This is a genomic window from Kitasatospora sp. NPDC056184 (genome assembly GCF_042268405.1).
In the GTDB taxonomy this organism is placed as follows: domain Bacteria; phylum Actinomycetota; class Actinomycetes; order Streptomycetales; family Streptomycetaceae; genus Kitasatospora.
On record NZ_JBHJUI010000019.1, the window covers coordinates 22,834 to 34,215 of the forward strand.

The 11,382-nt window shown below is 72.5% G+C and carries 8 protein-coding genes; 4 read left to right on the forward strand and 4 right to left on the reverse strand.

Going from position 1 to position 11,382, the window contains the following annotated elements:
- Positions 1-12: 12 nt before the first annotated feature.
- Positions 13-366: a hypothetical protein gene (locus ACFC0B_RS29870; protein WP_376092587.1), complete on the reverse strand. Its 354-nt coding sequence runs from the start codon at positions 364-366 to the stop codon at positions 13-15.
- A gap of 380 nt (positions 367-746) precedes the next feature.
- On the opposite strand from ACFC0B_RS29870, the gene ACFC0B_RS29875 reads away from it, so the two are divergent.
- Positions 747-1,889, forward strand: coding sequence for a DUF418 domain-containing protein (locus ACFC0B_RS29875; RefSeq protein ID WP_376092590.1), 1,143 nt, complete (start codon positions 747-749; stop codon positions 1,887-1,889).
- Positions 1,890-2,450: 561 nt separating this feature from the next.
- Entirely contained in the window at positions 2,451-3,461 is a 1,011-nt protein-coding gene (locus tag ACFC0B_RS29880; RefSeq protein WP_376092593.1) for a hypothetical protein, read from the forward strand.
- Between the two features lie 165 nt (positions 3,462-3,626).
- Here ACFC0B_RS29880 and aceE read toward each other — a convergent pair whose 3' ends face one another.
- The 3 genes from aceE to ACFC0B_RS29895 all read right to left on the reverse strand — a co-directional run bounded on the left by aceE (position 3,627) and on the right by ACFC0B_RS29895 (position 8,088).
- Positions 3,627-6,281: a pyruvate dehydrogenase (acetyl-transferring), homodimeric type gene (aceE, locus tag ACFC0B_RS29885; protein ID WP_376092596.1), complete on the reverse strand. Its 2,655-nt coding sequence runs from the start codon at positions 6,279-6,281 to the stop codon at positions 3,627-3,629.
- Positions 6,282-6,626: 345 nt separating this feature from the next.
- The gene (locus tag ACFC0B_RS29890) at positions 6,627-7,331 is read right to left on the reverse strand and encodes a GntR family transcriptional regulator (RefSeq protein WP_376092599.1); all 705 of its coding nucleotides are present in this window, start codon (positions 7,329-7,331) and stop codon (positions 6,627-6,629) included.
- 163 nt (positions 7,332-7,494) lie between these two features.
- Positions 7,495-8,088, reverse strand: a complete 594-nt coding sequence (locus ACFC0B_RS29895) for a TetR/AcrR family transcriptional regulator (RefSeq protein ID WP_376092602.1) — start codon at positions 8,086-8,088, stop codon at positions 7,495-7,497.
- Positions 8,089-8,193: 105 nt separating this feature from the next.
- Between ACFC0B_RS29895 and ACFC0B_RS29900 the strand changes: the two genes are divergently transcribed.
- Together ACFC0B_RS29900 and ACFC0B_RS29905 are read left to right on the forward strand one after the other, a co-directional pair.
- Positions 8,194-9,945, forward strand: a complete 1,752-nt coding sequence (locus ACFC0B_RS29900) for an amidohydrolase (RefSeq protein WP_376092605.1) — start codon at positions 8,194-8,196, stop codon at positions 9,943-9,945.
- Entirely contained in the window at positions 9,942-11,321 is a 1,380-nt protein-coding gene (locus tag ACFC0B_RS29905) for a M20 family metallopeptidase (protein ID WP_376092608.1), read from the forward strand. The genes ACFC0B_RS29900 and ACFC0B_RS29905 overlap by 4 nt, the downstream gene beginning before the upstream one ends.
- The last annotated feature ends 61 nt before the right edge of the window (positions 11,322-11,382 follow it).

An 11,382-nucleotide genomic window follows, 5' to 3' on the forward strand; every position in this document is an offset into this window, starting at 1 on the left:
CCCGGAACGCACCTAGAAGGTGCCGCCGAGGTAGCCGATGAGGTGGTCCCGGTGCAGGACGATGTCGACCAGCGCGGCGGCCGGCAGGGCGAGGTGGATGTAGAGGCCTCCCGTCAGCGCGCTCCGTAGGACGCGGATTCCGCCCTGGGATGCGGGTGGCGCGGTGCGGGGGGTGCGCGCTCCGCGACGCGCGCTCGCGCGGCCGAGGCCGATGCCGACCAGCGCGCCGACCGTGACCAGGGCGGCGAGCGCCGCCACGACGCGTCCGTCGTACCCGACGTGGGCCAGCAGCCAGACGTCGAGCACCAGGGTGAGGCCGCCGTACAGCGCCGCCTGGACGAGGTCGCTGTCCGTGATCCGTTTCACCTGGGGGTTCCCCGCATGGCTCCAGGATGCCGGTCGGGGCGGTCGGGGGGAACCGAACCAGCGGGCCCGACTCTGCGGGGCGGCCCTCCGGGCGGCTGCACGGGATTCCGAAAGGGCCTGATGATGCATCAATGTCCGGAGCGGAGCGTTCCTTTGCCCTAGGGGATCGTCTCGTGCTCGCGGCGGACACCCGCGCGTTCGGGTACGCCCGCCGATGGACACCGCAGTCCTCACTGGTCACGAGGTGGCGCGGTTGCGGTGTCGGTCACGATGAGGACGGAGTCCGCTGAGAGGTGTGCCAGGTGTCCGACCACGTACCGGTCCGTCCGTCCGTCGCGGTTCGTCCGGACCGGCTTGTCCTGCCCGATGTCCTGAGGGGCGTGGCGATCCTGGGCACGTTGATGACCAATGTGTGGATCTTCGCGGCGCCCGGCGGTGAGTGGGGTGCGTTGACCGGTGCGACGTCCGGTGCGACGTTGCGGGACCTGCTGGACGATCCCTCGCCCGCGTTGGCGGCGCAGACGTTCTTCCGCCTCGCGGCGGACGGCAAGTTCCTCGCCCTGCTCACGGTGCTGTTCGGTGTGGGTCTGGCGATCCAGTACGACTCCGCCCGCCGTCGCGGGCTGCCCTGGCCGGGGAGCTACCGGCCCCGGGCGTGGTTCCTGCTGGCCGAGGGCACGGTGCACTTCGTGCTGGTGTTCGCCTGGGACGTCCTGATGGCCTACGCGCTGTGCTCACTGCTGGTCGCTCGTCTGCTCGCCGCCTCCGACCGGGTGCGGCGGGTCGTCTTCCGCTCGGCCGTGGCCTTCCACCTGGTCCTGATGGCCGCCGGGAGCCTCGTCCTGGCGCTGGGCGACGAGGTGTCGGCGACCGGATCGGGTCCCGATGCCGCCGTGGTGGACCTCTACGCCCACGGGAGCTACCCCGAGCAGATCGCCTTCCGGCTGGCCAACGTCCTCGCCCTGCGGATCGAGCCGGTCCTCAGCTTCGCCCTGCTGATGGTCCTCTTCCTCCTCGGTGTCCGCCTCCACCGGGCGGGCGCGTTCGCTCCGGGCGAGGAGGGCCGGCGCCTGCGCGGCCGGCTGCTGGCCTGGGGTCTGGGCGTCGGGCTCCCGCTCTCGCTGGCCGCCTCCCTGGCCGGATCGCAGGGCTTCCTGATCCAGCGCTACGTGGCCGCCCCCGCCCTCGCCCTGGGTTACGCGGGCCTGGTCGGTGTGATCCTGGACCGCTTCGCCCGTCCGCCGCTCCTCGGGAGCCTCACCGCCGTCGGCCGCACCGCGCTGTCCTGCTACGTCGCGCAGAACCTGCTCTGCGCACTGGCCTGTTACGGTTTCGGGCTCGGCCTCGCCGAGCGGCTGCGGGGCAGCGGGCCGTGGTGGGTGATGGGCCTGTGGGCGGGAGTCTGCCTGCTCCTGGTGCTCGGCGCCCGCCTCTGGCTGCACCGCTTCCCGACCGGCCCGCTGGAGTCCGTCCAGCGCCGACTGCTGCGCCGCGCGGTGCCCGCCGCCGTCTCCCGGCCGTGATCGCGGGTACTCGGCGGAGGCCTTCTCCCGGTCAGCTGGGCGAAACACCGTTCCGTGACGGTGGGTTCGGCAGGCCGTCGGACTTCTCCGCCGGCGGTCGTCACATCGGCGCCCAGCGGGTATTCACCCGTCCGGCCTATTGGGCGGGGTAGTTCGAGCCCGATATATTCTCCTGTGTCGGGAACCTTCCCCGCGAACCCGCAGCACGATGCGGGGAATTGCTTTCGGCGCCGTCACCGTACCGTCGGAGCGGGCGCGTTGGCCGTCCCGATCTGACAGGACCGACTCACCGACACCTCCGGCGACCTCATGCGCGGCCGCCGATGAGGACGGCCGCCTCTTCTGCGGCGGTCCGAAGCGTGCCATGTCCGGGGAATCGCACCACCCCGACGACCACGGGACCGCCTGTCCGCCCGCGCAGAGGGCCGATCTCCGATTCATCACCCCTGGAAGGACGTTCTGCGCCCGAAGGACCACCGCCGAGGAACCACGGACCTCCGTGTCCGAGCGCCCGGGCGGCCCGTTCGCTGTCCGGCGCACACCATCCACTCGGGAGGAACCATGAACGCCGCCGCCACCTGGAACGACATCCTGGTCCGGGACAACTTCCGGGACACGGGACAGACCCCCACGGCCGACCCCGTCTGGGAGTCCCCGGACATCATCCCCTTCGGCAGCGACATTCTCGACTTCGGCCTGCTGGAGTCCAGTTACGACGGCCCCGACCTCGGACTCGGCCACCCCATCGTGTACGGGCAGCTCAACCGCATCTACGTCCGGGGGAAGAACCTGAGGACCGGCTGCCCCGCCTCCGGCAACGTCAGGCTCTACTACGCCCCCGGAGGGCTCCTCCTCGACCCCCGGGCCTGGACCCCGGTCACCGCCGAGAGCGGCGGCACCGTCGTGCCGTTCACCGTCCGGGGCGGCGCCAGGGAGGTCCCTCCCGGACAGATCTGTGTGAGCAGGTCCGCCTTCCTCTGGCCGAGCCGGAACCCGCCGGGCCACTACTGCACGATCGCCACCGTGGACACTCCCGCGCACCCCATGTCCGCGACCCTGCCCACGTTCGGCTCGCTCGTCGACTACCTGAACTGGGTCAGGTACAACCCCAACGTCGGCTGGCGCAACATCGACGTCATCCCGTGCCGCCAGACCAGGTACGTCCTCTCCAGCCTGGCCGTCGTCAACCTGAACAACACCCCGACGCGCTTCGTCTTCGGGATCTCCGGGACCGACCTGCCCTCCGGCACCGCGACCTTCTCCAACACCGACCAGCAGGCCCCGTTCAGCCTGACGGCGCAGATCTACGCGCCCGGCACCGACGAGGGGTACACGCGCTCGGTCGTCCTGCCCGCCAACTACTCCGGCACGGTCACCGTCGTGGTCCAGCTCGACCAGCCCCTCCCGTGCGACGCCCGGATCGTGCTGCGCGCCTACACCCCGGTGACCGCCAGGGCCGGGGAGCGCGAACGGCGGCTCGCCGTCCCCCTCACCGGCGTGCCCGGGCTCCAGGACTCCCTGTTCCTCGAACTCGGCGCGTACACCTTCGTCGCCACCTCAAGCAGTCCGTGACAGGGCGGGAGGCATCCGCGTCGGGCTCCGGGCCGACCGCGGTCGGGGCGTTCCGGGTCGGCGGGGCCCGGCTCGAATCCGCGGACCACGGACGGTCCGCCGGGCCTCGCCGCCCGGTCCGGCGTTCCGGATCAGGAGGCAAGGCCCGGCGGTGGACGCGGAAGCTCAGCTCCCTCCCGCCAGGCCGTAGCGCCGGGCGGCCAGTTCGGGAACGTCCGGCTCGACGTCGCCGCGGGCGGCGAGCGTGCGCAGGGCGTGCACGACGATGGACTCGGCGTCGACGCCGAAGTACCGGCGGACGTTGTCCCGGCTGTCGGAGAGGCCGAAGCCGTCGGTGCCCAGGGAGGTCCACTGCTGCGGGACCCACGGGGCGATCTGGTCCGGAACGGCGCGCATCCAGTCGGACACGGCGACGACCGGCCCCGGCGCACCGGCCAGCGCCTCGGTGACGTACGGAGTGCGGCCCCGGGCCTCGGCCTCCATGGCGTCCCGACGCAGCAGCGTCCACGAGGGAGCCGACCAGACGTCGGCGGCGACGTTCCAGTCGGTGGCGAGCAGGTCCTGGGCCCGCAGGATCCAGTGGATCGCCGTGCCGGAGGCGAGCAGTTGCAGGCGCGGTACGTCGGCCGCGGCCGCGGCGGCGGGCCGGTAGCGGTACAGGCCGCGCAGGATGCCTTCCTCGACTCCTTCGGCCCGGGGCATCGGCGGCTGGACCTTGGTCTCGTTGTAGACGGTGAGGTAGTAGAAGACGTCCTCGGCGGCCTCGCCGTGCATGCGCCGCAGCCCCTCGCGGACGATCACGCCGACCTCGTAGGCGAAGGCGGGATCGTAGGGAAGGCAGGCCGGGTTGGTGGAGGCGATGAGGTGCGAGTGGCCGTCGGCGTGCTGGAGGCCCTCGCCGGTCATGGTGGTGCGTCCCGCGGTGGCACCCACGACGAAGCCGCGGCCCAACTGGTCGGCGAGCGCCCAGAACTGATCGGCCGTGCGCTGCCAGCCGAACATCGAGTAGAAGATGTAGAAGGGGATCATCGGCTCGCCGTGCGTCGCGTAGGAGGTCGCGGCGGCGGTGAAGGAGGCGAGCGAACCGGCTTCCGTGATGCCCTCGTTGAGGATCTGGCCGTCGGTGGACTCCTTGTAGTACAGGAGTTGGTCCCGGTCGACGGGCTCGTACGTCTGGCCCTTGGGGGAGTAGATGCCGGCGGAGGGGAACAGCGACTCCATGCCGAAGGTGCGGGCCTCGTCCGGGACGACCGGCACCCAGCGCGGGCCCGTCCCCTCCTCCCGCATCAGGTCCTTGACCAGGCGGACGAAGGCCATGGTGGTCGCTATCGCCTGGGTGCCCGAGCCCTTGGCGAGCGCGGCGAACGGCTTGTCCGCGGGGGCGGGGAGCGGCCGGGCGACGACCCGGCGGGCCGGAGCCGGACCGCCGAGCGCACGCCGGCGCTCCTGGAGGTAGGCGACCTCCTCCGAGCCGGCCCCCGGATGTGCGTACGGGACCAGGTCCTCACCCAACCGGGCGTCGGGAATGGGGAGGTCGAGGAGGTCGCGCATGACGCGGAACTCCTTGCCGGAGAGCTTCTTCATCTGGTGGTTGGCGTTGCGCGACTCGAAGCCCGGGCCGAGCGTCCAGCCCTTGACCGTCTGGACCATGACGACGGTGGGGGCCCCGCGGTGATCGAGCGCGGCCCGGTAGGCGGCGTGGATCTTGCGCGGTTCGTGACCACCGCGCGAGGTGCCGACGATCCGGGCGAGGTCCCCGTCGCTGTGGGGGCGGGCGAGGTCCGCGAGCGCTCCGGTGAACAGGCGCTCGCGGATGTACGCGCCGTCGCGGGCGGCGAAGGTCTGCAACTGTCCGTCGGGCAGGGTTTCGAGAGCGTCCAGGAGCAGCCCGTCGGTGTCGGCGGCGAGCAGGCCGTCCCACTCCACGCCCCAGGGCACCTTGACGACGTTCCAGCCGGCCGCGCGGAACTGGGCCTCCAGCTCCTGCATGATCTTGAAGTTGCCGCGCACCGGGCCGTCGAGGCGCTGCAGGTTGCAGTTGACGACGAAGGTGAGGTTGTCGAGTTCCTCGCGGGCGGCGAGCGCGAGGGCGGCCGTGGACTCCGGCTCGTCCATCTCGCCGTCGCCCAGGAACGCCCATACGTGGCTGTGGCTGGTGTCCTTGATCCCGCGGTGGTGCAGGTAGCGGTTGAAGCGGGCCTGGTAGATCGCCGAGAGCGGGCCGAGGCCCATGGACACGGTCGGGAACTCCCACAGCCAGGGCAGCCGCCGCGGGTGCGGGTAGGAGGGCAGGCCGTCGCCGCCCGCCTCCATCCGGAAGCGGTCCAACTCGGCTTCGTTCAGACGCCCTTCGAGGAAGGCGCGGGCGTAGACACCGGGGGAGGCGTGGCCCTGGACGTAGAGCTGATCGCCGCTGCCGTCGGCGTCCTTGCCCTTGAAGAAGTGCTGGAAGCCGACTTCGTAGAGCCAGGCGGCCGACGCGTAGGTGGACATGTGCCCGCCCAGGCCGCCGCGTTCGTTGCCGCGGGTGACCATGACGGCGGCGTTCCACCGGTTCCACGCCGTGATCCGCGCTTCCACCGCCTCGTCGCCGGGGTAGGCGGGTTCGGCGGCGGTCGGGATGGTGTTGATGTACGGAGTGACGGACTGCGGAGGCAGCGGCACGCCGGCCCGGCGCGCGTGGTCGACGACCCGCCGGAGCAGGCGCGCGGTGCGCCGCGGTCCGACGGCGCCGACCGCGCCGTCCACGGAGGCGAGCCATTCGGCGACCTCCTGCGGATCGGGTTCGGGCAGCTGGTCGAGCTGGTGGTGCGGGGACATGGGTTCGCCCTTCCGTGGTGCGGGCCGACCGGAAGCGGGGAGGCCGCCCGGCGGTCGGCACTGTGGGACTACTACGTGGGACTACTGCTGGCCATAATGCGCAATGATCGATCAAATATCACTGCCGCGCGATGGGCTCCCCTCGGCGGGATCGTTGCGGGTGGTTCCTCCGGGAGGCGCGCGGGCCGCGCCGCGCGCGGCGGCGGGTGCACCCGGAGCCGAGGGTGCCGGGCGGGCGGAGCCACCGCCCGGCCCCTCGGCGGAGATCAGGGCCTCGCGCGCGCCTCGGACACGGCCTCCCCGCGGGTCGGGGGAGCGCTCTTCGGTGCCGGGCGCCCTTCGGTGTCAGCCGTTCTTCGGCTCGCGCGCGTAGTCCATGACGTGCCGTTCCATGAGGCGTCCCAGGTGCGGGTCGCCGCGGAGCAGGCCCTCGGCGATCTCCTCGTGGTCCTCCGCGTTGTCGTGCAGTTCCGTGCGCAGCCACCGCAGCGAGAGGCGGGTCCACACCTCCACGCCCAGTCCGTCCCAGTGCCGGATGAGCACGGGATTCCCGCAGGCATGGACGATCGCGCGGTGGAAGGCCACGCCGTGCAGGGCCTGGCCGTCGACGTCCCCCTCCACGGCCGCGCGGCGCATCGCGAGCAGGTGCTCCTCCAGCGCGGCGGTGTTCCCGGCCAGCCGGGGGGCGGCCAGCATGACGGCCCGGCGCTCCAGGGCAGCGCGCACGACGTACACGTCCCGGAGCTGGTCCACGGTCAACTCCTGGACCCGGGCGCCCTTGTTGGGGCTGGAGGTGACGAGTTCCATGGCCTCCAGCTCGCGCAGCGCCTCGCGCACCGGCGCCTGGCTGGTGCCCAGCTCGACCGCGATCCGGCGCTCGACGATGCGGTCCCCGGGCTCCCAGCGGCCGGCCACCAGGCCTTCGAGGATGAAGGTGCGCACGTGCTCGTGCAGCGGGGCCCGCTCCAGCGGGAGGCCCGGCGTGCTCGCCCCGGAGGGCGGGGGAGCCGCGGGGCTCATGGGGTTCGCAGGGCTGGTGGGACGTGGCAACTCAAGTCTCCTCCGCTCGCCGGTTGAGCAATGATCGATCATTTCTCATAGTACTCGACCTGGGAGTGGCGTCCGCGGTCAAGATCTGCCCGGTCGCTCACGGGCCGCCGCGGCAGGACCTTCCGGCGGTGGCGAGGCCCTGCCCCGGCGTCGACGCCGGGGTTCAGCCCCGCGGGAAGAACCGCGCGACGGCCGGTCGCAGCCGGGCGGTCTCGAAGTCGTCGGTGGGCAGCGCGAGCTGCTCCAGGAGCAGGCCGTTGACGAGGGTCAGCAAGTCGGCGGCGTCGGCCTCGGGGTCCGCGGAGCCGGCCCCGCGCAGTTCGCCGGCGAAGGCCGCCCGCTGGGCGACTCCCCAGGCGTCGAGGCTGGCCCGCAACTGGTGGCGGCGGGCGACTTCCAGGAAGAACTCGTACCGGGCGATGCCGGAGTCCCGGTCGCGGGCCAGGGAGCCGGTCACGTACTGCACGATGCGGGAGATCCGCTGCGGGACGTCGACGTCCGGCAGCTCGTGGAACAGTGCGCGCACCTCCTCGACCTGGCGGGCGGCCAGGCGCCGCAGGGCTTCGTCGAGCAGCTGGTCGAGGGTGCCGAAGTAGTAGCGGGCGATGCCGTGGGTGGTACCCGCCTCGGCCGCGATGGCCCGGTGGGTCAGGGCGCGCGCGCCCTCCCGGGCCAGCAGCCGGGTCGCGGCGTCCAGGAGAGCTTCGCGACGGGCGATCCCCCGGTCCATCTGGGGCTCTCGCATGGGAGTCGTCACGGGGCTCATCGTACCGGCGCGGGCGGCGAAGGTTTTTCTCCATATGGAGAACTTCTGCGCTACGGTGGGTCCACCAGGTACCACCGTCGACTGCGGAGGGAAGCCGTGACCAACACGATCATCACGGGCGGGCGGGTGCGGACGCTCGATCCGAGCGCACCCGGGGCCGAGGCCGAGGCACTGGTCCTGTCGGGCGGGCGCGTGCTCGCCGTGGGGGACCGGGACGCCATGGTGCGGGCGGCGGGGCCCGGCGCCCGCCACGTCGACGCCGAGGGCGGCGTGGTCATGCCCGGTCTGATCGACACCCACCCGCACGTCGCGCACTTCGGGATGCTCGCGGGCGGGCTCGTCGACCTCACCGACGCCGTCGACCACGCGGACATCGTGGCGCGCATCCGGGCCAAGGCCGCGACCACGCCGGCGGGGGAGTGGATCATGTGCACCCCGGTCGGCGAGCCGCACTACTTCATCCGCCGCTCGGAACGGGACCTGGCCGAACGGCGCCTGCCCGACCGGTGGACCCTCGACTCGGCGACCGACGCCCACCCGGTGCTGATCCAGGCCTGGGCGCCGCGCATGCCCAACGTGGTCGCCTTCAACAGCGCGGGCCTGCGCGCCGTCGGGCTCACCGCCTTCATCCCCGACCGGGTCTGCGACGTCGAGATCGACAAGAACGAGGCCGGCGAACTCACCGGGATCCTGCGCGGACCCGTCACCAACTACTACACCTACGACCCCTTCTGGGGTCAGATCCTGACCAAACTCCCGAAGCTCAGCATGGCGAACGCCGTCGCCGGCACCACCGCGGAGCTGGCGCGCTACACGGCGCAGGGCGTGACCACCGTGTACGAGGGCCACGCGATGGAGCCGGAGCACATCGGGCTCTACCGGCACCTGCACGCGACCGGCGCCCTGCCCCTGCGCGTGCTGGCGACGCTGGACGTCGAGTCGGTCATCTTCTATCCGTTCGACCCCCTGTCGCACGACGAGTTCGCCGCCCGCCTGGAACGGTTCGCCGGCGAGGTCGCGGACGACGGCGACGACATGCTGCGGCTCGACGGGCTCACCCTCAGCCCTGGCGGCCCCTGCTTCTCGGGCCACTTCGCGACCTACGAGCCCTACCAGGACCCCTTCGGTCGCCCCACCCGCGGCAACCGGTTCGTGTCCCTGGAGAAGGAGGAGACGTTCGTCAGGTTCTGCGCCGCCAACGGCATCCGGGCGAACCTCTGCGTCGGCTCCTACCGCGAGCACGACGACTTCCTCGACATCGCGGAACGCGTCGTGCGGGAGCACGACTTCCGCGACCGGCGCTGGATCCTCCAGCACGCCATGACGATCACGCCGCAGCAGGCCCGCCGGTACGCGGACCTCGGCTTCCAGGTCACCACCAGCGCCGGATTCGCCTGGGGCAAGGGCGCGATGTACGGCGAGCGCATGGGCACCCACGTCTGGCGCGACCTCGAACCGCTGCGCCGTCTCCTCGACACCGGGCTCGACCTGGCGGGCGGCTCCGACTGGGGTCCGAAGAACCCGTGGGAGCAGATCGAACTGGCGCAGACCCACCGCTTCGCGGGCAGCGGCCACCGCAACGACGGGCCGGACCAGAAGCTCTCGCGCATCGAGGCGCTGCGGATGTGGACGACGGGGGCGGCGAAGGTGCTCGGCCGGTCCGGGATCGGCTCGCTCACGCCGGGGAACCATGCGGACCTGGTGATCGTGGACCGCGATCCGGTGACCTGTCCGGAGGACGACCTCCCGGGTACCAGGGCGCTGCGGACGCTGGTGGGCGGCCGGACCGTCCACGACAGCGGCGAGCTCGCCTCCCCGGCCGAGGAGACGCCGGCGGCGACCTCATGAGAGCCGACCCGACGGACCGGGTGCTCGCCCGCATCGACGGCATGCGCGAGGAGATGGTGGCCGCGCTCGCCGAGGCCGTCGCCATCCGGAGCGTGAACCCGGCCTATCCGGATCAGGACTACGACGATCTGGTCGGCGGCGAGACGGAGGTCTCCCGGCTGCTGGCGCGGCTGTACCGGCAGGCCGGCGCGGAGACCGAGCTGTTCGGCGAGGTGCCGGGCCGGGACAACGTGGTCGGCGTGGTGCGCGGTCGTGGCGGCGGGCGCTCGCTGATCCTCAACGGCCATGTCGACGTCGTACCGGCGGACGACGCCGCCCGGTGGTCCCACGACCCCTTCACGGCGTTCGTCGACGAGACCCACGTCTGGGGCCGGGGAACGGCGGACATGAAGGGCGGACTGGTCGCGCAGGCCTTCGCCGCCCTGGCGCTGGCCGGGACCGGGACGCGGCTGCGGGGTGACCTGGTCCTGCAGGGCGTGGTCGGCGAGGAGAACCTCGAACACCGGCTGGGGACGTCCGCCGTCCTGATCCGCGGCTTCACCGCCGACGGGGCGATCATCGGCGAGCCCACCGGCGTCGACCGGCCGTTGGCCGTCATGCCGGCCACTCCCGGCGTGCTGATCGTGCACATCACGGTGACCGGACGCAGCGCGCACGCGTCGATGCGTTCGCGCATGCGGTCCCTGGCGGCGGCCGGCGAACCCGCAGGCGAACATGCCGCCGAGGCCGTCGCCGCCAGCGTGATCGACGACTCCGCCGCCCCCGTCGCGGCCAGCGCGATCGACGCCGCCCTGCGGATCCACGACGCGCTGCGCCGGCTGGAGGCCGAATGGTTCGACAGCCGGACGGACCCGCTGTTCGAGAAGGGCCAGTTCACCATCGGCCTGAACGTCGTCGACGGCGCCGCGCACGGCAGCCGCAGCGTCGCGTTCATCCCCGACCGGACGACCCTTGAGTACGCGGTCTTCTACCCGCCCGCGACGGGCGTGTCCGAGATCCGGTCGGAGATCGCGCGCACGGTGCGGGAGATCGTGCGGCAGGACCCCTGGCTGCGCGCCAACCCCCCGCGCATCGACTGGCCGATGCACTATCCGGGCGGGCGGACCGACCGGGACCATCCGCTCTGCCGGACGGTGCGCGCCGCCCGCGAGCGGGCGGCCCTCGGCACCCCGTTCGCCGGCCCGGGCGATGTGCTGCCGTTCCCGTCGGCCACCGATCTCACCTGGTTCACCGCCGCCGGCATACCCGCCGTGGGGCTGGGACCGGGCGCTCAGGCCATGGCGCACGCCGTCGACGAGCGGTGCGCGATCGACGAGCTGGTCGGGGCCGCGAAGGCCTACGCGCTGGCGGCGGTCGCATGGTGCGGCGTGGCATGAACAGCGGCACCACCGAGCCCGCGGGCGGGGACGTCCGGTCGTACCCGGACCGGCTGACCGC

Bases quoted from the DNA above. Each gene is read 5' to 3' on its own strand.
- ACFC0B_RS29905 (WP_376092608.1), top strand. From the start codon at position 9,942: ATGAGAGCCGACCCGACGGACCGGGTGCTCGCCCGCATCGACGGCATG.
- ACFC0B_RS29880 (WP_376092593.1), top strand. From the start codon at position 2,451: ATGAACGCCGCCGCCACCTGGAACGACATCCTGGTCCGGGACAACTTC.
- aceE (WP_376092596.1), bottom strand. From the start codon at position 6,281: ATGTCCCCGCACCACCAGCTCGACCAGCTGCCCGAACCCGATCCGCAG.